Genomic DNA, 21947 nt, shown 5'->3' on the forward strand with positions numbered 1-21947 from the left:
GGCGCTAGCGGCCGCGCCCCTTTGCATCCTGTGTGCGACCCACGCACAAACGCGTGCAGCGCGGCAGTTGCGATGATCAGCGCGCCTGCAGCTTCTTCTCGATGGCGTCCATCAGCAGACCGCCAATGTTGGTGCCGTAGGCGTTGTCGATCTCGCGGATGCAGGTCGGGCTGGTGACGTTGATCTCTGTCAGGTGCTCACCGATCACGTCCAGACCCACGAACAACAAGCCTTTCTCACGCAAGGTCGGGCCGACCTGAGCCGCGATCCAGCGGTCCTTGTCGCTCAACGGGCGCGCTTCGCCACGTCCGCCCGCCGCCAGATTGCCACGGGTTTCGCCGGCGGCCGGGATGCGCGCCAGGCAGTAAGGCACAGGCTCGCCGTCGATCATCAGAATGCGCTTGTCGCCATCCTTGATCGCCGGCAGATACCCTTGAGCCATGATTTGCTGAGTGCCGTGCGCCGTCAGGGTTTCCAGGATCACCGAGAGGTTCGGGTCACCTTCGCGGTGGCGGAAAATCGAAGCGCCGCCCATGCCGTCCAGCGGCTTGAGGATGACATCACCCTGCTGACGGGCGAATTCGCGCAGGATGTCCGGGCGGCGGCTGACCAGCGTTGGCGGCGTGCATTGCGGGAACAGCGTGGCGAACAGCTTTTCATTGCAGTCGCGCAGGCTCTGCGGCTTGTTGACCACCAGCACGCCAGCCCGCTCGGCCTGCTCCAGCAGGTAAGTCGAGTAAACGAATTCCATATCAAACGGCGGATCCTTGCGCATCAGGATCACGTCCAGGTCTTCCAGGCCATTGTCGACTTCGGCGTCCAGCTCGAACCATTTCACCGGGTCGGCGTACACCTTGAGCGGTCGCATGCGGGCACGGGCCTGGCCGGCGGTCTGATACAGGTCGCGCTGTTCCATATAAAACAGGGACCAGCCACGCTCCTGAGCGGCAAGCAGCATGGCCAGCGAGCTGTCTTTCTTGTAGGAGATGCCCTCGATGGGGTCCATGACAATCCCTAAGCGAACGCTCATGGGCAATATCCTCTGATCGTTGGGGCCGCGAAGGCCGTGAAATGGCGTCAGGGTGGCGCTCTGAAAGCCTGGGGTCAAGGGGCAGTCAGAGGCCGGTCTCCGCAGCGGCGCACTTTATGGATTGCGCCTGGAGAGTGTGCTAAAAAGGCTCGGCACCGGGTCGCAAGCCCCGCAGTTCAGTGAAGCGTCACCATCAGGCCTTCAGGGCCACGCAGAACGCGCAAAAATTCGCTGCGGCGATGGAAGAGCAGACATGGAACAACACGCCACAGCATTGAAAGTCATGGTCATCGACGACTCGAAGACCATCCGCCGCACCGCCGAAACCCTGCTCAAGAACGCAGGTTGCGAAGTCATCACCGCAATAGACGGTTTCGACGCGCTGGCCAAGATCGCCGACAATCACCCAAGAATCATCTTCGTCGATATCATGATGCCGCGCCTTGACGGTTATCAGACCTGCGCGCTGATCAAGAACAACCGTGCATTCAAGTCGACTCCGGTCATCATGCTGTCTTCCAAGGACGGGTTGTTCGACAAGGCCAAGGGGCGGATCGTCGGCTCCGACCAGTTTTTGACCAAGCCATTCAGCAAGGACGAACTGCTCAGCGCGATCAAGGCCCACGTGCCGGGCTTTGTTGCAGTGGAACAACATATTTCGTGAGGCCTGCGCCCGGCGCGGGCCCGCACTCTGACGGGGAACACCCATGGCTCGAATACTCATCGTCGATGACTCGCCGACCGAGATGTACAAACTCACCGGGATGCTTGAGAAGCACGGCCACGAGGTCCTGCAGGCGGAAAACGGTGCCGACGGTGTGGCCCTGGCACGTCAGGAAAAACCCGATGCCGTACTGATGGACATCGTCATGCCCGGCCTGAACGGGTTTCAGGCCACACGTCAATTGACCAAGGACGCCGACACCAATGCGATCCCGGTCATCATGATTACCACCAAGGATCAGGAAACCGACAAGGTCTGGGGCAAGCGCCAGGGCGCAAGGGATTACCTGACCAAGCCGGTCGACGAAGAAACCCTGATGAAGACCCTGAACGCGGTGTTGGCCGGCTGATTGCCGGAATGACCATGGCCGAACCTCGTACCGCCTTTGAGCTGCTGCTCGACATCGACCAGCGTTGTCGTGCGCGGGCGGCCGGGCTGCCGTTGCAGGAAGCTCATCAGCAGGATTGGGCCGGAATCGGCTTTCGTCTGGGTGAACAGCGTTTCGTGGCACCCATGAGCGAGATCGCCGAAATCCTCCATGAGCCTCGCTATACGCCAATGCCGGGTGTAAAACCCTGGATGCTCGGCGTCGCCAACCTGCGCGGGCGGTTGTTGCCGGTCATGGACTTGTGCGGCTTTTTCGGACGAGAGCTGTCACCGGCGCGCAAGCAAAGGCGGGTGCTGGTAGTGGAGCATCAGGATGTGTTTGCCGGGTTGCTGGTGGATGAAGTGTTCGGCATGCAGCATTTCAGTCAGTTGAGCCTGATGCCGCAGGCTTTCGGGGAGATCGACCAGCAGATAGCGCCGTTCTTGCGCGGGCAATTTCTGCGCGAGCAGGCCTGGCAGGTGTTCAGCCCTTTTGCGCTGACGCGCGCTCCTCATTTCATGGACGTAGCATTCTAATTCGACGGGCCGGCCTTGCCGCGCGTGTTGTGTACCTCGAATCGCAGTGGGTCCAGGCGGGGGCCGGATAATGAGTAATACAGGCAGGTCACTGGAAGGCGCGCAGAGTCGGTTGCAGATCACTCTGCTGTTCATCGCGCTTATCGTCTTTATCATGTTGCTGTTCGCCAACTTCGCTTACCTCAACACTCAGTCGAACTACGACAAACAGTACATCGGCCACGCCGGCGAGCTGCGCGTCTTGTCGCAGCGCATCGCGAAGAACGCGACCGAGGCCGCATCCGGCAAGCTCCAGGCGTTCAAACTGCTGGCCGAGGCGCGTAACGACTTCGAGCTGCGCTGGGGTTACCTGAAAAAGGGCGACCCGGCGACCGGGCTGCCGGCCGCGCCGTCTGGCGTTCACGACGAGCTGCGTAATGTGCAGAGCGATTGGGACACTCTGCGCAAGAGTACCGATGTGATCCTGGCCAGCGAGCAAACGGTGCTGTCATTGCATCAGGTCGCCGCGACGCTGGCTGAAACCGTTCCCCAGTTGCAGATCGAATACGAGAAAGTCGTCGAAATCCTGCTGCAAAACCGTGCGCCGACCAGCCAGGTGGTTCTGGCTCAGCGTCAGGCGTTGCTGGCGGAGCGGATTCTCGGCTCGGTCAATACCGTGCTGGCCGGCGACGAAACCGCCGTGCAGGCAGCCGACGCATTCGGCCGTGACGCCACTCAGTTCGGTCGCGTGCTCAGCGGTATGCTCGACGGCGACCCGAGCTTGCGCATTCCCCAGGTCGAAGACCAGGACGCCCGCGCCCGTCTAGGCGAGATTGCCGAACTGTTCCAGTTCGTCTCCGGCTCGGTGGATGAAATTCTCGAAACGTCTCCGGAACTGTTTCAGGTGCGGGAAGCGTCGGGCAATATTTTCAACAGCTCTCAGACCTTGCTGGAAAAGACCTCGATCCTGACCAACGGTCTCGAAAGCCTGGCCAGCCGCCGCACGGTCAACTCGGTGGGCGGTTACGTGCTGGGCCTGCTGGCGCTGATGTCGATCATCCTCATCGGTCTGGTCATGCAGCGTGAAACCAACCGCCAGTTGCGCGAGACGGCCCAGAAGAGCGAGCGCAATCAACACGCGATCATGCGCCTGCTCGACGAGATCGAGAGCCTGGCCGACGGCGACCTGACAGTGACCGCTTCGGTGACCGAGGACTTCACCGGCGCAATCGCCGACTCTTTCAACTACTCCATCGACCGGTTGCGTGAACTGGTGGTGACCATCAACCACACCGCCGAACAGGTCGCGACAGCCGTTGAAGACACGCAGGCCACCGCCTTGCAACTGGCGGCAGCGTCCGAGCACCAGGCGCTCCAGATCAGCGCGGCGTCTACCGCCATCAACGACATGGCCGCGTCCATCGATCAGGTGTCGGCCAATGCGTCCGAATCTTCCGCGGTGGCCGAGCGTTCGGTGACCATCGCCAACAAGGGCAACGAAGTGGTGCACAACACCATTCACGGCATGGACAACATCCGCGAGCAGATTCAGGACACCTCCAAGCGCATCAAGCGTCTGGGTGAGTCGTCTCAGGAAATCGGAGATATCGTCAGCCTGATCGATGACATCGCCGACCAGACCAACATCCTCGCGCTCAATGCGGCCATTCAGGCGTCCATGGCTGGCGACGCCGGTCGTGGCTTCGCCATCGTGGCCGATGAAGTGCAGCGACTGGCCGAAAGATCATCGTCCGCGACCAAACAGATCGAAACCCTGGTGCGCGCCATCCAGAACGACACCAACGAAGCGGTCATCTCCATGGAGCAGACGACCAGCGAAGTGGTGCGCGGCGCGCGGCTGGCCCAAGACGCCGGCGTGGCGCTGGAGGAAATCGAAGGCGTTTCCAGAGTGCTGGCCGAACTGATCGAAAGTATCACCGACGCGGCGCGGCAACAGGCGGCGTCCGCTGGACAGATATCCCAGACCATGACCGTCATCCAGCAGACCACCACGCAAACCACGTCGGGCACTGCGGCAACGGCGGAAAGCATCGGCAACCTGGCGAAAATGGCCAGTGAGATGCGCCGCTCGGTTTCGGGATTTACCCTGCCGCCCTCGAATGAACTCGGGTAATGTTCAAGCAATGAACACATGTGAGCAGGAAATAGGCAGGGTTCGTCATGGCTGATCGTCACGACTACGTTGCTCTGGAATGGCTCAAGGGCGAAATCGCCGAGACGCTGACGCAGGCGCGTCTGGCGCTGGACGAGCACGTCGAGCAGCCTGGCGACACGGCGGCAATCGATCGATGCCTGGGCCTGGTGCATCAGGTGCATGGCAGCTTGCAGATGATCGAGTTTTACGGCGCGGCACTGCTCGCCGAGGAAATCGAACAGCTGACCCTGGCATTACAGCGCAACGACGTCGCGCATCGCGGCGAGGCCGTGGAGCTGCTGAGCCAGGCGATGACTCAGTTGCCAGCGTATCTGGACCGTATTCTCGACGCGCGCCGTGACCTTCCGCTGGTGGTCCTGCCGCTGCTCAACGACCTGCGCAGCGCGCGAGGCGAAAGCCTGCTCTCGGAAACCAGCCTTTTTGCTCCTCAACTGGCCACCTTGCCAAGGCTGGACGCCGAAGAGCTGGCCCGACGCAACACCCCCGACCTGCCGAATCTGCTGCGCAAGTTGCGCCAGACCCTCCAGGCGGCGCTGGCCGGGTTGATGCGCGAACAAGGGGTGCAGACCCAACTCGGTTACATGGCCAAGGTCTTCGCCAGACTGGAACAGCTGTGCGAGGACGCACCGCTGGGCGCTTTGTGGCGTATTACCTCGGCGCTGGTCGAAACGATGGTCAACGGCAATTTCACCAACAGCCCGGCGCTGCGCAGCCTGCTCAAGGATGCCGACAAGGAGCTCAAGCGCCTGGTCGAGCAGGGCATAGAAGGGATCAACCAACCTGCGCCAGAAGAATTGCTGAAAAGTCTGCTGTTTTACATCGCCAAGTCCGACAGCCAGGCGCCGCGCATGCAAGACCTCAAGGATCAGTACGCGCTGGCCGAAGCCTTGCCCGGCAACGAAGTGGTCAATGAAGAGCGGGCGCGCATGGCCGGCCCGGGCCGCGACGCAATGCGCTCGGTGATCGTCGCGCTGTGCGAAGGTCTGGTGCGAGTCAAGGAACGTCTGGACGTATTCGTACGGGGAGACCGTCAACACGTCAGCGAACTCAATGCGCTGTTGCCGCCGTTGCGCCAGATTGCCGATACCCTGGCGGTGCTGGGTTTCGGGCAGCCGCGCAAGGTGATCATCGACCAGCTGAGCGTCGTCCTTGGTCTGGCCCAGGGGCAACGCGAACCCGGCGACGCCGCCCTGATGGACGTCGCGGGCGCACTGCTCTATGTCGAGTCGACCCTGGCCGGGATGATCGGCACCGAGCCTGCGGGCCGTGAAGAAAGCCAGTTGCCTACCACGGACCTGACCCAGATTCATCAGGTTGTCATCCGCGAATCCCGGTTGGTGCTGCAACAGGCCAAGGACGTGATACTCGATTACATCGAGGGTCAATGGGACCGTGAGCGGCTCGAACCTCTTTCGGCGCTGCTGGTGCAGGTGCGCGGCGCGCTGGCAATGATTCCACTGGCGCGCGCGGCCAGTCTGCTCGCCGCCTGCAACGACTACATTCTCGAACGGCTGAAGGTCGACAAAACCCGGCCCGACTGGCTTCAGCTCGATTCCCTCGCCGATACCCTGACCGGCATCGAGTATTACCTCGAACGCATGGGCGAAGACCCGAACGCGCCCGGCGACCACATCCTCGATATGGCTCAGCAAAGCCTGGCGCGCCTGGGTTATACGCCCGAGCCTGAAGACGTGCCGGTGCTCGAAGAAGTCGTCACTCAGGACGAGCTGCTGGAGCTCAACGCCAGACATGCGCTGGTCAGCCCGGCGCAGACCATTGCTCAGGTGCTCGCCAGCCCGGTCTCGGCCGTCAACCCGCCAGCCCGTGATTTCCCGGCCAGCCTGTTGCCGCCACCCGGCGACGAGCCGCCGGTGGACGCCGAGTTGCGCGAAGTCTTCCTGGAAGAAACCGAGGAAGTACTTGATGCACTGCGCGAGTACCTGCCTCGCTGGCGCGCCGCGCTTGAGCAACCGGGAACAGGCCACGGCAGCGCGCTGACCGAAGTGCGCCGGGCTTTTCACACGCTCAAGGGCAGCGGCCGCATGGTTCGGGCGCTGGTTCTGAGCGAGCTGGCCTGGGCCGTGGAAAACCTGCTCAACCGGGTGCTGGAAGGCGATGTGCAGCCGGACGCGCAGTTGCATCAGCTGATGGACGAAGTGCTGGCCCTGCTGCCAGCGGTCATTCAGGATTTCGCTGACGGCAGACAGCGCCAGCGCAGCGACGTCGATCAACTGGCCGCGCGTGCGCGTGCACTGGCCAACCCCTCGATGGTCGGCACGCGGGCCGCGGCAGCAGCCGGCTCATCGAGCGAAGAACTGGACCCGCATTTGCTGGAGATTTTCCGTCAGGAAGCGCAAGGGCACTTGAACGCCCTCGGGCAATTTCTCGACGCCGCTGGCGGGAGCGAGTCGCCGCCCATTACCGACAACCTGCTGCGGGCGTTGCATACCCTGAAAGGCAGTGCACACATGGCGGGCGTACTGCCGGTCGCCGAACTGGCGAGCCCGCTCGATCAGCTGGTGCGTGAATACAAGGCCAATCTCATTTCGCTGGGCAGCGCGGAAGTCCTGCTGTTGCGCAGCGCCGAGCCGCTGCTGCGCAAAGGGCTGGATCAGCTCGACAGCACGCCGCTTGCCGCTATTCCGGGTGCGATCCGGGTGATCGAGAGCGCCGCCACGCTGCTCAGCGACCGGCTGACGGCTGCCTTGCGCGACTCGGATAACGGCCTGCGGATCAAACACAATCCGAAGCTGATCGAGACCTTTCTGGCCGAAGGCATGGACATCGTGCTCGATGCCGAGAACCTGCTCCAGCGCTGGCGCGCACACCCTGGCGAGCGCCAGGAACTCAGCGCGCTGCTCGACGAACTGACTACCCTGGGCCACGGCGCGCATCTGGCTGATCTGCCGCAGGTAGACGAGCTTTGCGAAGCCTTGCTCGATCTCTACGGTGCTGTCGAAGAAAGCAGTCTGGCGGTCAGCGAATGTTTTTTCGATGAAGCAGAGAACGCTCACGCCGCGTTGATTGACATGCTCGATCAACTCGCCGCTGGCCAGAACGTCGACCCACGCCCCGAGTGCGTCCGAGCGCTGCATGGCTTGCTGGACGAAGCGCTCGATCCTTCCGAAACGGGCCTGGTTCGGCGCGAAGGCGGGCTGACGACGAGCATCACCGCGCTCGACAACGCCACCCGCATGCTGGAGCATCAGGCACTCGACGCCGATCTGGCGGACCTGGACGACGGGATCGTCGAGATATTTCTGGAAGAGGCCTTCGACATTCTCGAAAGCGCCGGGCGCGCTTTACAACGCTGGCTGGATGAGCCGGAAAACCCTGCGCCGCTGCCAGCGCTGCAACGTGACCTGCATACGCTCAAGGGCGGCGCGAGAATGGCGTCGGTTGCCGCGGTCGGCGATCTGGGGCACGAACTTGAGAATCTGTACGAAAGCCTGCTGGACCGGCGCTGCAGCCATTCGCCAGCGCTGGCCGAGCTTCTGCTCAAATGTCATGACCAGCTGGCGACCATGCTTGAGCAGCTTCAGCGCAATGTCCCGCTCGATGACCCGGCGCCGCTGATCGAAGCTCTGATCGCGTATCGTCAGGGCATCGCACCGCAGCCAGACGCTGAACCGCTGTCGCCCATGGAGACGTCCGCCGAGGACCATCCCGAGCGCGATCCCGAGCTGCTGGAAATCTTTCTTGAAGAGGGTTTTGACCTTAGCGAAAGCTCCGCCGCCGCGCTGGCACGGTGGCAGGCCGACCCGCAGAACCTGCTGGAAGTCGAAAATCTGTTACGCGACCTGCACACGCTGAAAGGCGGGGCACGGATGGTCGAGATCACGCCTATCGGCGATCTGGCCCACGAGCTGGAATCGCTTTACGAAGGGCTGTCGACCGGAACAATGCACCCCAACCCGATGCTCATGAGCTTGTTGCAGAGCGGCCATGACGTGCTGGCCGATATGCTCGACGCCGTGCGCAAGGGCAAACCCCTGCCCAACGCAACGTTGCTGATCGACAGCATCCGCGCTTTCGCCAGCCTGGAACCTGCGCTTGCTGCACCGGATGCCGCGGGTCCTGAGCCGGAGACCGTGGAGACGCCAGCGCCGGCAGCCGAGGCCGAGCCTGAAAGGGTCGTACCGGAAACCGTCAAGGTGGTGGCCGAGCAGCTGGAAAATCTGGTCAACCTGGCCGGTGAGACCTCGATTTTTCGAGGTCGCATCGAACAGCAGATCTTCGATACCCAGGCCACACTGGCGGAAATGGAAACCACCATCGAGCGCATGCGCGATCAGTTGCGGCGGCTCGATATGGAGACTCAGGGCCGCATCCTCAGCCGCGAGCAAGCGCAGGCCGAGCGCCTGGGCTACGAAGAATTCGATCCGCTGGAAATGGACCGTCACTCCCAGTTGCAGCAGCTGTCCCGTGCCTTGTTCGAGTCCGCGTCCGACCTGATGGACCTCAAGGAAACATTGAGCGCCCGCGCCCAGGTCGCCGAAATGTTGCTGTCCCGTCAGGCCAAGGTCAATACGCAGTTGCAGGAAGGCCTGATGCACACGCGCATGGTGCCTTTCGAGCGGCTGGTGCCGCGTCTGCGCCGGGTCGTGCGTCAGGTGGCTTTGGAGCTGGACAAGAAGGTGCGCTTCGATGTCGGCAATGCCGAAGGCGAAATGGACCGCAGCGTGCTGGAGCGCATGGTCGCGCCGCTGGAACACATGCTGCGCAACGCCGTCGATCATGGCCTTGAAAGCGGCGAAAAACGCCTCGCCGCAGGCAAGCCCGAGCAGGGACAGATCACGCTGAATCTGATGCACGAAGGTGGAGACATCGTCATTGAACTGAGCGACGACGGCCCAGGTGTCGACCTCGCCGCCGTGCGCCGCAAGGCCATCAAGCGTGGCCTGATTCACCCGGACGCCGAGCTTTCCGATCATGAAGTGCTGCCGTTCATTCTGCAGGCGGGCTTTTCCACCACCGACATCATCACCCAGATCTCCGGGCGCGGCGTCGGCATGGATGTGGTGCATGCCGAGGTCAAGCAACTGGGTGGCTCGATGGTCATCGATTCAACTCCGGGCAAGGGCACGCGCTTCCGGATTCGCCTGCCATTCTCCGTGTCGGTGAACCGCGCGTTGATGGTGGTGTGCGGCGAAGAGCAGTACGCCGTGCCGCTCAATACCGTCGACGGCATTGTGCGCGTCATGCCCGGCGAACTGGAGGCTTACTACCAAAGCAGCCCGCCACGTTATCAATATGGCGGTCGCAGCTATGAACTGCGTTATCTGGGAGAGCTGCTGAACAACGGCCAGCCGAAACTGGTGGGCCAGCTGGAGCCGTTGCCGGTCTTGCTGGTGCATCTGCAAGACCAGTGGGTGGCGGTGCAGGTCGATGCGCTGGCCGGCTCGCGGGAAATCGTGGTGAAAAGCCTCGGTCCGCAGTTCTCGCGGGTACAGGGCGTTTCCGGTGCGACCATTCTGGGCGACGGCCGGGTGGTGTTCATTCTCGACCTGATGGCGCAGATTCGCCTCTTGCAAGGACGTTTGCAGGCGCAGCAGCTAGCCGGGCTGAACACCCCGCCGTACACCGAAGTCGAGCACGTCCGGCCTCTGCGGGTTATCGTCGTGGACGACTCGGTGACCGTGCGCAAAGTGACTGGCCGGCTGCTGGAGCGCCACGGCATGCACGTGGTAACCGCCAAAGACGGCGTCGATGCCATGACCCTGCTGCAGGACTTCACGCCGGACGTCATGCTGCTGGACATCGAAATGCCGCGCATGGACGGTTTCGAGGTTGCCGCGCACATTCGCAACGACGAGCGGCTGCGGGACCTGCCGATCATCATGATCACCTCGCGTTCCGGCAAGAAGCACCGCGACCGCGCGATGAGCATCGGCGTCAACGAATACCTCAGCAAGCCCTATCAGGAAAACATGCTGCTCGACAGCATCGCCCACTGGACCCAGGTCAATGTCTGAACGCCCGCTGCAAACCACCCGCCTGACGACGCTGACCGGGCTGCTGCTCGCACTGAGCGACCGCAGCCTGCTGCTGCCCAATGTCGCGGTTGCCGAACTGATCGACTATCAGGACTGCAGCGCGGACCCTGACGCGCCTGCCTGGTACCTGGGCCCTATCAGCTGGCGCGAACTGACCTTGCCGCTGTTCAGCTTCGAAGCGGCCTGCGGTGGCCGGACGCTGGTAGGCGGCAGAGCCCGCATCGTGGTCCTCAATGCCCTCGGCGGCCGCGACGACCTGCGCTTCATCGCCCTGCTGGTCCAGGGCATCCCGCGCTCCTGCAAAGTGGACAGCCAGCTGAGCTACGTCGACGTGCCGCTCTCCAAGCTCGAACTGGCAGCGGTCCAGGTAGGCGAGACCGTGGCACGCATCCCCGATCTGGTCGGGCTTGAGCAGTGGTGGGTGGATTCGGGGCTGTAGGCTGAAGATATCTTGCGCGCAGCCTGATTATTCGGGAGCCTTCACGACTGTGTCTGGCAAGCGGATAACGCACCGATGTATTACGGAGAAAAATTCAACGCCTGGTCGCATCTGATCGGCGCCGTGCTGGCGACGCTGGGCGCGGTTTTTATGCTGATCAAGGCCAGCCTGCATGGGGATGTCTGGAAAATTGTCGGTACTGGCGTTTATGGCGTGTGCCTGGTCGCGCTGTACAGCGTGTCGACGGTTTATCACAGCGTGCGCGGACGGACGAAAGCCATCATGCAGAAGGTTGATCACTTTTCGATCTATCTGATGATCGCCGGCAGCTACACGCCCTTTTGCCTGGTCACCTTGCGTGGTGCCTGGGGCTGGACCCTGTTCGGCATTGTCTGGGGGCTGGCGCTGATCGGTATCCTGCAAGAGATAAAACCCCGGTCAGAAGCGCGGGTGCTGTCCATTGTGATTTATGCGGTGATGGGCTGGATCGTGCTGATCGCGGTCAAGCCCTTGCTGGCGGCGCTTGGGCTGAGCGGTTTCATCTGGCTGGCCGGCGGCGGCATCCTGTACACCGTCGGCATTCTGTTCTTCGCGTTCGACCATATCCGCCACTGGCACGGTATCTGGCACTTGTTCGTGATCGGCGGCAGCCTCATGCATTTCGTGGCGGTCTGGTTCTTTGTGCTTGAGTGATAGCCGGCCCAATCCCGCGGGAGGCAGCTTGCTGGCGAAAGGGCCGCGGCATTCATCGCTGCTTTATTGCCCTTGCGTCAGTCTTCGCCAGCAAGCTGGCTCCCACAAAGATCGTTTTGCTGTCTGCGTGCTGTGCTGGAACACCCAGTCCGTGGGAGGCAGCTTGCTGGCGAACGGGCCGTGACATCCATCGCTGCTTTATTGCCCTTGCGTCAGTCTTCGCCAGCAAGCTGGCTCCTACAAAGATCATCTTGCTGTCTGCGTGCTGTGCTGAAACAGGCAGTCCGTGGGAGGCGGCTTGCTGGCGAAAGGGCCGTAACATCCATTGCTGCTTTATTGCCCTTGCGTCAGTCTTCGCCAGCAAGCTGGCTCTCACAAAGATCGTTTTGCTGTCTGCGTGCTGTGCTGGAACACGCAGCCCGTGGGAGCCAGCTTGCTGGCGAGAGGGTCGTGACTGCCACCGCTAGCGCCCACAGAAACGTACAGCGCTAGAAATCGCCCCACAGCTGCTGCGCCACGCTCAGCGCCACCACCGGCGCGGTTTCGGTGCGCAACACGCGCGGGCCGAGGCGCGCAGCGTGGAAACCGGCGTCTTTGGCCTGCTCGACTTCCGCATCGTTCAGACCACCTTCAGGACCGACAAGAAATGCCAGCGTGTCGGGCTTGTCATGGCTGGTCAGTGGTTCGGCGACCGGGTGCAGGACCAGCTTGAGATCCGCCTCGGTGCGCTTGAGCCAGTCGGCCAGCGGCACCGGTGAATGGATGATCGGAACAACCGACCGCCCGCATTGCTCGCAGGCGCTGACGGCGACCTGCTGCCAGTGGGCCTGGCGTTTTTCCGCGCGCTCATCCTTGAGGCGGACCTCACACCGCTCACTGACGATAGGCGTGATCTCGCTGACGCCCAGCTCGGTGGCCTTCTGGATAGCCCAATCCATGCGCTCGCCCCGGGACAGACCTTGACCCAGATGAATGCGCAGCGGCGATTCGGGTTGCCCGGCGAAGCTGTCGTCCAGTTGCACGCGGACACGCTTCTTGCCGACCTCCAGCAAGGTGCCGCGAAATTCCGTGCCCGAGCCATCGAACACTTGCAGCGCGTCGCCCTCGGTCATGCGCAGCACGCGGCCGATGTAGTGCGCCTGCGCCTCGGGCAGCTCGTGCTCGCCGAGGGACAGCGGGGCGTCGATGAAGAAGCGGGACAGTCTCATGGTTATCTCTGAATTGGCAAAGTCGGTGGGAATGTAACGGCGCTGTCGGTGCAGGAGCGCGCTTGCCCGCGACGGGTATCAACCCGGGTCGCGGAAATCGGGGTGAAAGTTCTCGCGGACAGCGACCGTAACGCCGCTGCGCGTGGCGATATCGATACCTTCGCTCGCCACCTCAGCCAGGAAATCGATCTGTTCAGGCGTAATCACATACGGCGGCAGGAAGTAGACCACGTTGCCCAGCGGGCGCAGCAAGGCGCCGCGTTCCAGCGCATGCTGGAAAACCTTCAGGCCGCGACGTTCCTGCCAGGGGTAAGCCGTCTTGCTGGCCTTGTCCTGCACCATTTCTATCGCAAGCGCCATGCCGGTCTGGCGCACTTCGGCCACGTTGGGATGGTCCGCCAGGTGCGCGGTGGCGGTTGCCATGCGCCGTGCCAGTGCCTTGTTGTTTTCGATGACGTTGTCCTGCTCGAAGATATCCAGCGTCGCCAGCGCAGCGGCGCAGGCCAGCGGATTGCCGGTATAGCTGTGCGAATGCAGGAAGGCCCGCAGCGTCGGATAGTCGTCGTAGAAAGCGTCGTAGACGTCATCGGTGGTCAGGCAGGCCGCCAGTGGCAGATAACCGCCGGTCAGCGCTTTGGACAGGCACAGGAAATCCGGCCGGATACCGGCCTGTTCGCAGGCGAACATCGTGCCGGTGCGGCCGAAGCCCACGGCAATCTCGTCGTGAATCAAGTGAACGCCATAGCGATCACACGCTTCGCGCAGCAGCTTGAGGTAGATCGGGTGATACATGCGCATGCCACCAGCGCCCTGAATCAACGGTTCGATGATCACCGCCGCGACCGTTGCGTGGTGCTCGGCAAGCGTCTGCTCCATGGCGGCGAACAGGTTGCGCGAATGTTCTTCCCAGCCCATGCCTTCGGGCCGGTGATAGCAATCCGGGCTCGGCACCTTGATGGTGTCCAGCAGCAGCGCCTTGTAGGTTTCGGTGAACAGCGGCACGTCGCCGACCGACATGGCGGCCATGGTTTCGCCGTGATAACTATTGGTCAGTGTAACGAAGCGCTTCTTCTCCGGCTGGCCGCGATTGAGCCAGTAATGAAAGCTCATCTTCAAGGCGACTTCGATGCAGGAAGAGCCGTTGTCGGCATAGAAGCAGCGGGTCAGACCCTCAGGCGTCAACTTGACCAGACGTTCCGACAGTTCGATAACCGGCTGGTGGCTGAAGCCTGCGAGAATCACGTGTTCCAGCTGGTCGACCTGATCCTTGATGCGCTGGTTGATGCGCGGGTTCGCGTGGCCGAATACATTGACCCACCAGGAGCTGACAGCATCGAGATAGCGCTTACCCTCGAAATCCTCAAGCCAGACGCCTTCGCCACGCCTGATCGGAATCAGCGGCAGGTTTTCATGATCTTTCATCTGGGTGCAGGGGTGCCACAAAACCTTGAGGTCGCGTTGCATCCACTGGTCATTCAGGCCCATTTGCATTCTCCGGGTAGCGACTCGCATGGCGCGAGGACGAACAATCGCGCAAGCCTATGCAATGCCCGACCGCGGGACAACCCATAGTGTCGCCACGGCTTCGGTAATGTGGTGAGCGAGATGGCTGGCGGCCACCTTGGGCGTGGCGTATCCTTCGCCGCTATTCGATGTGCCGGGCGTCTTCTTTGCCCAACCTTCCCTACGTTTTTTCGGAGTTCGCGGAATGCTTTCTGGGTGGCTGCGCGCCTGTGCGCTGGTGGTGATTGGGCTGGTCAGCGTTGCGACGCTCGCTGATGAAAAAAACAAGACGGCCATAGTCGTCGGCGGTGGCCTGGCAGGCCTGACCGCGGCTTATGAACTGCAGACAAAAGGTTGGCAAGTCACGGTACTGGAAGCCCGGCCAAGTCTGGGCGGGCGCTCCGGATTGGCGACCAGCGAATGGATCGGCAATACCAAAACGCAACCGGTGCTGAACCGCTATCTGGACGGCTTCAAGATCCAGAGCGTGCCGGCGCCTGAGTTCGTCCGCACGCCGAGCTACCTGATCGATGGCGTGTATTTCACCCAGGCCGAGCTGGCGCTCAAGCAGCCAGCGACCGCCGAGGGCATCAAGCGCTACAACGACACGCTGGATAATCTGGCGCGTTCTATCGAAAACCCGGAAAACCCGGCTGCCAACAGCACATTGTTCGCGCTGGACCAGATCAACGTCGCCAACTGGCTCGACCGTCTGAACCTGCCAACCACAGCCAGACAGCTGATCAACCAGGAAATCCGTACGCGCTACGACGAACCTTCGCGCCTTTCTCTGCTGTATTTTGCACAGCAGTCGCGCGTGTATCGCTCAGCCGATGAGCGCGACCGCCGCGCTGCACGCCTTCCGGGCGGCAGCGGGGTGCTGGCGCAGGCGTTCGCCAATCAGCTCAAGACGGTCAAGACCAATGCTCCGGTAACGGCCATCACGCAGGACAAGACCAATGTCACGGTCAAGGCCGGCGCCACCAGCTACACAGCCGACTATGTAGTCGTGGCCGTACCGTTGCGCTCGCTGAGCAAGATTCAGATGGCGCCTGCGCTGGACCCGCAGCACACGGGCGCTCTGAAAAGTACCAACTACGGTTGGCGCGATCAGATCATGCTGAAGTTCAAGACGCCGGTCTGGGACAGCAAGGCGCGCCTCTCCGGCGAGATCTTCAGTAACACCGGCCTGGGCATGCTATGGATCGAACCGGCGCTCAAGGGTGGCGCCAATGTGGTGATCAACCTCTCCGGTGATAACGCGCGGATCATGCAAGCGTTCGGCGACAAGCAGCTGGTCGATCAGGTACTGATCCGCCTGCACGCGTTCTATCCACAGGCACGCGGGGCTTACACCGGTTATGAGATCCGTCGCTACAGCGTCGACCCGTCCACCGGCGGTTCCTATCTGGCTTACGGGCCGGGACAGATCAGCAAATACTGGCGCTTGTGGGAAAAGCCCTTCCAGCGCGTGGCCTTTGCCGGTGAGCACACCGATACCTTGTATCCGGGTTCGCTGGAAGGTGCCTTGCGCAGTGGTCAGCGAGCGGCGGGTCAGGTAGTGGATCTGGCCGCAGGCAAGTCGTTCGAGCCGGTTAAAGTGGTGCCACCTGCAGCGCCAGCAGCCAAGAAATCAGAAGGTAATTTCTTCAGCAACCTGTTCGGCGGCTCTTCCGACAAGGCTGAGCCGGAGAAAACCGAGCCTGCCAAAGCGGTTGAACCAGCCCCGGCTCCGGCTCCAGCGCCCGTACCGCCTGCACCTGCGCCAGTCGCCGAGCCTGCCAAGGCTGAGCCGGCGAAAGCCGAGCCCGCCAAGAAAGCGCCAGTGAAGAAAGCGCCCGCGAAGGATGCGGCGAAAAAGGAATCGGCGAAGAAAGAGCCCGCAAAAAAGGAAGCTGCCAAGAAGGCACCCGCCAAACCTGCGGAAGCCAAAAAGGCGCCGGCCAAGGCTGAAGCGTCGAAAAAAGCCGAGCCCAAGACTGAAGCCGCTCCGGCACCGGTAGCTGAACCGAAAAACTGATCGGTTTAATGCTCCATTGAAAAGGGCGCGGTCTAGACCGCGCCCTTTTTGTTTCATTAATCCGACCTTGCTTCAGCGCTTGGCTTCGGTGGTGATGAAACTCTTCTGTCCTTCAAGACGACGGACCTCGACGAGTTCCGCCTGAGGTGCCTTGCGACATTTGTACTTGATGCCTTTCTGACGCGGCATGGTGCTGACCATTTGCATACATTCTTCCCGGGAGGTATAGGCGGCCGGCTTGCGCTCGTCCACACAACCCTCCATACCACTGCAAAAAGTCATAACGACAAAGTAAACAGTCATCATCGCGGCGCTGCTCCATTAATCACTACGATTTAAATGCCCTGCGCCGGTTCTCGTTAACTGTCTGAAGACTGGTAGCAGTGATTGTCGGCCTGGACGAAGGCGGTGAGGACCGACCCGTTCGCTTGCCTGATGCTCATGCTGACGCCTATGACATGGCCCAACAATGGCTGAAAGCTGCCATCTGTCGGAATACTGTCACTGCCTGCCATTTTGTTGGGCGGCGTCATTTATGCGTTACAGGAAATGGTCAGTATTTTGACTTTTTTGGGCTTTTTTGGCGTGCTGCGGTTGAACGCCACTCATCTGCATCGAATGCCGATTGCCATGGCGAGGTTTTTTCGGGTGTAACTTAACGAGATGCTACGTTTTGTAAGGGGCGGGAAACAGCACACTCAGATTTCCAGGCGGCCGGTGATGGCCATTGCGCACAGCTGTACTATACCGGTAACGCAATAATCGTAATTCTCGATATGTCAGAGCGAAATTTTGCGCTTTCATTCGATAGATAAAAAGCTAGTCTGTTGGCACTTCTTACAAGGTACAGGCAATGCAGTTACGTAATTCATCCACTCGCTACGGTCTGATCAGCAGGGTCCTGCACTGGGGTGTGGCGTTAACCGTGTTTGGTCTGTTTGCGTTAGGGCTCTGGATGGTCGGACTGGACTATTACGACACCTGGCGCAAAGCGGGGCCGGATCTGCACAAGAGCATCGGGATTACTCTGTTTGCAGTCATGCTGGTGCGTCTTGTCTGGCGCTTGGTCAGCCCGCCGCCGCCACCGCTGGCGACCTACAGCAGGATGACACGCATAGGCGCACATTTCGGCCACCTGTTTCTGTATATGGCGCTGTTTGCCGTGATGCTCGCGGGCTATCTGATCTCCACCGCCGATGGCGTGGGGATTCCAGTATTCGGCCTGTTCGAAGTGCCGGCGCTGGTCAGCGGCCTGCCGGATCAGGCAGAAACCGCAGGCACGATTCATCTGTATCTGGCCTGGGCTATCGTAGTGTTCGCGGTGCTCCATGGCCTCGCGGCACTGAAACACCACTTCATCGACCGCGACGTGACGCTCAAGCGCATGTTGGGTCGCAACTGATCGTCAACCAAAAAGGGAATAAAGCATGTTGAAGAAGTCTATCGCCGCTCTGGCTCTGGGTACCGCTCTACTGTCCGCCGGCCAGGCAATGGCTGCCGACTATGTGATCGACAAGGAAGGTCAGCACGCCTTTGTTGACTTCAAGATCAGCCACCTGGGCTACAGCTTCATCCACGGTACTTTCAAAGACTGGAACGGCGAGTTCAGCTTCGACGCTGCCAAGCCGGAAGCCAGCAAGATCTCGGTCGAGCTGAAAACCGCCAGCCTGTTCACCAACCATGCCGAGCGCGACAAGCACATCAGCAGCAAGGATTTCCTGGACGTCTCCAAGTATCCTGAAGCCAAGTTCGTTTCGACCAGCGTCAAATCCACTGGCGAAAAAACTGCCGACGTCACCGGCGACCTGACCCTTCACGGCGTAACCAAGCCGATCGTCATCAAGGCCACCTTCAACGGCGAAGGCAAGGACCCATGGGGCGGCTACCGTGCCGGCTTCAACGGCACTTCGACGCTGAACCTGAACGACTTCGGCATCAAAGGCCCAGGCCCGACTTCCCAGACTCTGGATCTGGATATCTCGTTCGAAGGCACGCTGAAGAAGTAAGCGCACCGCAAATAAAAACGCCGACCTCAGGGTCGGCGTTTTTATTTGTACCTGGTATTTGTAGGAGCGCGCTTGCCCGCGACGGCGTATTTTCGAGCGATACATGTGTTGCGACTGTACCGGCCTGGTCGCGGGCAAGCTCGCTCCTGCAGAGCAAAGCGAAAATAAAAACGCCCCGAACCAGTCGGGGCGTTTTTGGTGTTGCAGACCGATCAGCTGTCGCGATTGCGCGTCAGCAGGGCGGGTTTTTCACCGCGTGGGCGGGCGGGCAGCTGATCCAGCTGCTCGGCGGACGGGAAGCGGTCGATCTTTGACTCTTTATGCACGATCTTCGGCTGCGGCTGGCTGTCACGCGAACTGCGCACAGCGGGTTCCTGACGCGGTGCCTGATCGTCACGAGCCGGGCGGCGGTTGCGCGGCTGACCGTCACGCGGTGCGCCGTTGCGCGGAGCCGAACCGTTGCGCTTCGGAGCGCCGGTGCCCGTGCCGGTACGAGCGCCGCCACCATTGTTGCGACCCGAACCTGCAGGGCGCGGAGCTGCGCCGGCAGCGGGCGTGGCGGCAGGCGCGCCTGGACGGCGACCACGGTTCTGGTTCTTGCCCTGGTAAGGGCTGACGTAGTCGACGCGGTTTCCGAAGTTATCGACTTCGTCATCGCGGAATTCGTCGGGTGCGCGGTCCGGTGCCGGACGTGGCGCAGCCTGAGCCTGGGAGGAACGCTCGCCGCGTGGCGTGCCTTCACGTGGCTTGCGTTCGCGAGGTGGACGGGCAGGGCGTTCCCCATTGGCCGCAGCGGCCGCCGGTTTTTCCTTGCCCTTATCTTTCCCCTTGTCGCGGCGACCGCCGTTGTTCTTGTCGCCTTCACCGCGTGGAGCGCGTGCGCCACGTGGATTGCGAACATCCGGACGCTCGCGGACTTCAGGCTTCTCGGCCTCGACCGCGGACATGTCAAAGCCCATCAGATCGCCATCCGGGATCTTCTGGCGAGTCATGCGCTCAATGCTCTTGAGCAGCTTTTCTTCGTCTGGAGCGACCAGCGAGATCGCCTCGCCGGAACGACCCGCACGGCCGGTACGACCGATACGGTGTACGTAGTCTTCATCGACGTTGGGCAGCTCGAAGTTGACGACGTGAGGCAACTGGTCGATATCCAGGCCGCGTGCGGCGATATCGGTGGCGACCAGGATGCGCACTTCGCCCGCCTTGAAGTCGGCCAGTGCCTTGGTGCGAGCGTTCTGGCTCTTGTTACCGTGAATCGCCACAGCGCTGAGGCCGTGCTTGTCCAGGTACTCGGCCAGACGGTTGGCACCGTGCTTGGTGCGAGTGAAAACCAGCACCTGTTCCCAGGCACCGAGCGTGATCAGGTGCGCCAGCAGCGAACGCTTGTGGTTGGCCGGCAGGCGGAAGACGCGCTGTTCGATACGCTCGACCGTGGTGTTGGGCGGCGTGACTTCGATGCGCTCGGGGTTATGCAACAACTTGCCGGCGAGGGCCGTGATGTCATTGGAGAACGTGGCCGAGAACAGCAGGTTTTGGCGCTTGGCTGGCAGGCGAGCGAGAACCTTCTTCACGTCATGCACGAAGCCCATGTCGAGCATGCGGTCAGCTTCGTCGAGCACAAGGATTTCGACGTGGGACAGATCGACGCTGCCCTGGCCGCACAGGTCGAGCAGACGGCCTGGGCAGGCCACCAATACATCGACGCCACGGGCCATGGCCTGGACCTGCGGGTTCATGCCGACACCACCGAAGATGCAGGCGCTGACGAACTTCAGGTCGCGAGCGTACAGCTTGAAGCTGTCATGCACTTGCGCGGCCAGTTCGCGAGTAGGGGTCAGGACCAGTACGCGAGGTTGGCGCGGGCCGTGACGCTGGGATTTGTCCGGATGACCATTGGGGAACAGCCGCTCCAGAATCGGGAGGGCGAAGCCACCGGTTTTACCAGTACCTGTCTGTGCCGCAACCATCAGGTCGCGACCTTGCAACACGGCGGGAATGGCCCGCTGTTGCACCGGAGTAGGCTGGGTGTAGCCCGCTGCCTCGATGGCGCGGACTAAAGCCTCGGAGAGACCGAGGGAAGCAAAGGACATGAGTAATCCTGTTCTGTTGGAGCTTTAGCTCAAGGGATGTCTTGCCTGGCGCGAATGGCGTGTAAAGACAACGCGATCCCGTCCGGTCCTGCGGGGTCTTTAGTTCATCTGGTGACGTCGGCGCGGGGTGAAAATTGCGCTGTGGGCGTGACCGAGATGACTTCTGCAAGACCGAGCGTCCGGGCGTAAGCCTGGCGGGAAGGCTGGAGTATAACAGAGCAAACGTGCTGCGCTGCTTTCCGGCTGCTCAATGGTTGAGTCGTGAAGCGCACCCGGCGCGGGCCGGGTGCGTGAAGCCTCTGTCGCTGTCAGCGCGGCAGCTTCAGATTGTTCCACACCGCAAGGCTCGGCTCGGCCTGGTTCAGCGTATAGAAATGCAGGCCCGGCGCGCCGCCTTGCAGCAGGCGTTCGCACATCTGGGTGATCACCTGCTCGCCAAACGCCTGGATGCTGGCGGTGTCGTCGCCATAGGCTTCCAGCTGTTTGCGAATCCAGCGCGGGATTTCCGCACCGCAGGCATCGGAGAACCGCGCCAGCTTGGTGTAGTTGGTGATCGGCATGATGCCCGGCACGATCGGGATCTCGACGCCCATCTTCTGCACGCGCTCGACAAAGTAGAAATAGCTGTCGGCGTTGAAGAAATACTGGGTGATCGCACTGTCGGCACCGGCATTGGCCTTGTTGACGAAGTGCTTGAGGTCTTCCTCGAAATTGCGCGCCTGCGGGTGCATTTCCGGGTAGGCGGCGACTTCGATATCGAAGTGGCTGCCGGTTTCTTCACGAATGAAGGTCACCAGATCGTTGGCATGGCGCAACTCGCCACTGGCCATGCCCATGCCCGAAGGCAGGTCACCGCGCAGGGCCACGATGCGCTTGATGCCCGCTTCCCGGTATTGAGTGAGCAGGCTGCGCAGGTCGTCCTTGCTGTCGCCGACGCACGACAGATGCGGCGCGGCAGGGACTTTCACTTCGTTCTCCAGCTGCAGCACGGTATTCATCGTGCGGTCGCGGGTCGAACCACCGGCACCATAGGTGCAGGAGAAAAAATCGGGGTTGTAGCTGGCTAGCTGACGAGCAACAGTCAGCAGCTTTTCATGGCCAGCATCGGTCTTCGTCGGGAAGAACTCGAAGCTGAAGCGACGTTCTTGGCTCATCGTCAATAACCCTGGAAATCGGGAAC

At 61.5% G+C, this 21947-nt stretch carries 16 protein-coding genes; 10 read left to right on the forward strand and 6 right to left on the reverse strand.

Annotated features, from left to right (window positions below; all coding sequences use genetic code 11):
- Positions 1 to 76 precede the first annotated feature (76 nt).
- A complete protein-coding gene (gshB, locus tag J3P77_RS01605) occupies positions 77 to 1030 on the reverse strand; it encodes a glutathione synthase (RefSeq protein ID WP_434679169.1) in 954 nt (317 codons plus the stop codon).
- Positions 1031 to 1283: 253 nt separating this feature from the next.
- Here gshB and pilG point away from each other — a divergent pair, with 253 nt between their 5' ends.
- The 7 genes from pilG to trhA all read left to right on the forward strand — a co-directional run bounded on the left by pilG (position 1284) and on the right by trhA (position 11940).
- Positions 1284 to 1694, forward strand: coding sequence for a twitching motility response regulator PilG (gene pilG, locus J3P77_RS01610; protein WP_434679170.1), 411 nt, complete (start codon positions 1284 to 1286; stop codon positions 1692 to 1694).
- 43 nt (positions 1695 to 1737) lie between these two features.
- Complete coding sequence (pilH, locus tag J3P77_RS01615; protein ID WP_434679171.1) at positions 1738 to 2103, forward strand: twitching motility response regulator PilH; 366 nt, start codon at positions 1738 to 1740, stop codon at positions 2101 to 2103.
- Positions 2104 to 2117: 14 nt separating this feature from the next.
- Entirely contained in the window at positions 2118 to 2657 is a 540-nt protein-coding gene (locus J3P77_RS01620) for a chemotaxis protein CheW (protein ID WP_434679172.1), read from the forward strand.
- 70 nt (positions 2658 to 2727) lie between these two features.
- Positions 2728 to 4770 carry a methyl-accepting chemotaxis protein gene (locus J3P77_RS01625; protein WP_434679173.1) on the forward strand — a complete coding sequence of 681 codons (2043 nt, stop codon included), beginning with the start codon at positions 2728 to 2730 and terminating at the stop codon, positions 4768 to 4770.
- Positions 4771 to 4817: 47 nt separating this feature from the next.
- Positions 4818 to 10787: an Hpt domain-containing protein gene (locus tag J3P77_RS01630; protein WP_434679174.1), complete on the forward strand. Its 5970-nt coding sequence runs from the start codon at positions 4818 to 4820 to the stop codon at positions 10785 to 10787.
- Positions 10780 to 11247 carry a chemotaxis protein CheW gene (locus tag J3P77_RS01635; RefSeq protein WP_434679175.1) on the forward strand — a complete coding sequence of 156 codons (468 nt, stop codon included), beginning with the start codon at positions 10780 to 10782 and terminating at the stop codon, positions 11245 to 11247. The genes J3P77_RS01630 and J3P77_RS01635 overlap by 8 nt, the downstream gene beginning before the upstream one ends.
- Before the next feature lie 75 nt (positions 11248 to 11322).
- Positions 11323 to 11940, forward strand: coding sequence for a PAQR family membrane homeostasis protein TrhA (trhA, locus tag J3P77_RS01640; protein ID WP_434679176.1), 618 nt, complete (start codon positions 11323 to 11325; stop codon positions 11938 to 11940).
- A gap of 488 nt (positions 11941 to 12428) precedes the next feature.
- Here the strand turns inward: trhA and J3P77_RS01645 are convergent, their stop codons facing one another.
- Positions 12429 to 13148 (reverse strand): 16S rRNA (uracil(1498)-N(3))-methyltransferase, encoded by a 720-nt coding sequence (locus J3P77_RS01645; RefSeq protein WP_434679177.1) that lies wholly within the window; start codon positions 13146 to 13148, stop codon positions 12429 to 12431.
- A gap of 78 nt (positions 13149 to 13226) precedes the next feature.
- Positions 13227 to 14633 (reverse strand): adenosylmethionine--8-amino-7-oxononanoate transaminase, encoded by a 1407-nt coding sequence (locus J3P77_RS01650; RefSeq protein WP_434679179.1) that lies wholly within the window; start codon positions 14631 to 14633, stop codon positions 13227 to 13229.
- 223 nt (positions 14634 to 14856) lie between these two features.
- Between J3P77_RS01650 and J3P77_RS01655 the strand changes: the two genes are divergently transcribed.
- Positions 14857 to 16671 carry a flavin monoamine oxidase family protein gene (locus J3P77_RS01655; RefSeq protein ID WP_434679181.1) on the forward strand — a complete coding sequence of 605 codons (1815 nt, stop codon included), beginning with the start codon at positions 14857 to 14859 and terminating at the stop codon, positions 16669 to 16671.
- 72 nt (positions 16672 to 16743) lie between these two features.
- Here J3P77_RS01655 and J3P77_RS01660 read toward each other — a convergent pair whose 3' ends face one another.
- Positions 16744 to 16878, reverse strand: a complete 135-nt coding sequence (locus J3P77_RS01660) for a hypothetical protein (RefSeq protein ID WP_434679182.1) — start codon at positions 16876 to 16878, stop codon at positions 16744 to 16746.
- 646 nt (positions 16879 to 17524) lie between these two features.
- Between J3P77_RS01660 and J3P77_RS01665 the strand changes: the two genes are divergently transcribed.
- Positions 17525 to 18073 carry a cytochrome b gene (locus tag J3P77_RS01665; RefSeq protein WP_434679183.1) on the forward strand — a complete coding sequence of 183 codons (549 nt, stop codon included), beginning with the start codon at positions 17525 to 17527 and terminating at the stop codon, positions 18071 to 18073.
- A 25-nt stretch (positions 18074 to 18098) separates the two neighbouring features.
- On the forward strand, positions 18099 to 18677 hold the full coding sequence (locus J3P77_RS01670; protein ID WP_434679184.1) for a YceI family protein: 579 nt from the start codon (positions 18099 to 18101) through the stop codon (positions 18675 to 18677).
- A gap of 212 nt (positions 18678 to 18889) precedes the next feature.
- Here the strand turns inward: J3P77_RS01670 and J3P77_RS01675 are convergent, their stop codons facing one another.
- Entirely contained in the window at positions 18890 to 20767 is a 1878-nt protein-coding gene (locus J3P77_RS01675) for a DEAD/DEAH box helicase (protein ID WP_434679186.1), read from the reverse strand.
- Positions 20768 to 21075: 308 nt separating this feature from the next.
- Positions 21076 to 21921, reverse strand: a complete 846-nt coding sequence (metF, locus tag J3P77_RS01680) for a methylenetetrahydrofolate reductase [NAD(P)H] (protein ID WP_434679187.1) — start codon at positions 21919 to 21921, stop codon at positions 21076 to 21078.
- Between the last annotated feature and the right edge of the window lie 26 nt (positions 21922 to 21947).

The sequence above is a fragment of the Pseudomonas sp. R1-18 genome (assembly GCF_051132095.1).
GTDB lineage: Bacteria > Pseudomonadota > Gammaproteobacteria > Pseudomonadales > Pseudomonadaceae > Aquipseudomonas.

What these genes read in the sequence shown, in the direction of transcription:
- gshB (WP_434679169.1), bottom strand. Translation starts at nt 1,030, where the DNA reads ATGAGCGTTCGCTTAGGGATTGTCATGGACCCCATCGAGGGCATCTCC.
- pilG (WP_434679170.1), top strand. Translation starts at nt 1,284, where the DNA reads ATGGAACAACACGCCACAGCATTGAAAGTCATGGTCATCGACGACTCG.
- pilH (WP_434679171.1), top strand. Translation starts at nt 1,738, where the DNA reads ATGGCTCGAATACTCATCGTCGATGACTCGCCGACCGAGATGTACAAA.
- J3P77_RS01620 (WP_434679172.1), top strand. Translation starts at nt 2,118, where the DNA reads ATGGCCGAACCTCGTACCGCCTTTGAGCTGCTGCTCGACATCGACCAG.
- J3P77_RS01625 (WP_434679173.1), top strand. Translation starts at nt 2,728, where the DNA reads ATGAGTAATACAGGCAGGTCACTGGAAGGCGCGCAGAGTCGGTTGCAG.
- J3P77_RS01630 (WP_434679174.1), top strand. Translation starts at nt 4,818, where the DNA reads ATGGCTGATCGTCACGACTACGTTGCTCTGGAATGGCTCAAGGGCGAA.
- J3P77_RS01635 (WP_434679175.1), top strand. Translation starts at nt 10,780, where the DNA reads ATGTCTGAACGCCCGCTGCAAACCACCCGCCTGACGACGCTGACCGGG.
- trhA (WP_434679176.1), top strand. Translation starts at nt 11,323, where the DNA reads ATGTATTACGGAGAAAAATTCAACGCCTGGTCGCATCTGATCGGCGCC.
- J3P77_RS01645 (WP_434679177.1), bottom strand. Translation starts at nt 13,148, where the DNA reads ATGAGACTGTCCCGCTTCTTCATCGACGCCCCGCTGTCCCTCGGCGAG.
- J3P77_RS01650 (WP_434679179.1), bottom strand. Translation starts at nt 14,633, where the DNA reads ATGGGCCTGAATGACCAGTGGATGCAACGCGACCTCAAGGTTTTGTGG.
- J3P77_RS01655 (WP_434679181.1), top strand. Translation starts at nt 14,857, where the DNA reads ATGCTTTCTGGGTGGCTGCGCGCCTGTGCGCTGGTGGTGATTGGGCTG.
- J3P77_RS01660 (WP_434679182.1), bottom strand. Translation starts at nt 16,878, where the DNA reads ATGCAAATGGTCAGCACCATGCCGCGTCAGAAAGGCATCAAGTACAAA.
- J3P77_RS01665 (WP_434679183.1), top strand. Translation starts at nt 17,525, where the DNA reads ATGCAGTTACGTAATTCATCCACTCGCTACGGTCTGATCAGCAGGGTC.
- J3P77_RS01670 (WP_434679184.1), top strand. Translation starts at nt 18,099, where the DNA reads ATGTTGAAGAAGTCTATCGCCGCTCTGGCTCTGGGTACCGCTCTACTG.
- J3P77_RS01675 (WP_434679186.1), bottom strand. Translation starts at nt 20,767, where the DNA reads ATGTCCTTTGCTTCCCTCGGTCTCTCCGAGGCTTTAGTCCGCGCCATC.
- metF (WP_434679187.1), bottom strand. Translation starts at nt 21,921, where the DNA reads ATGAGCCAAGAACGTCGCTTCAGCTTCGAGTTCTTCCCGACGAAGACC.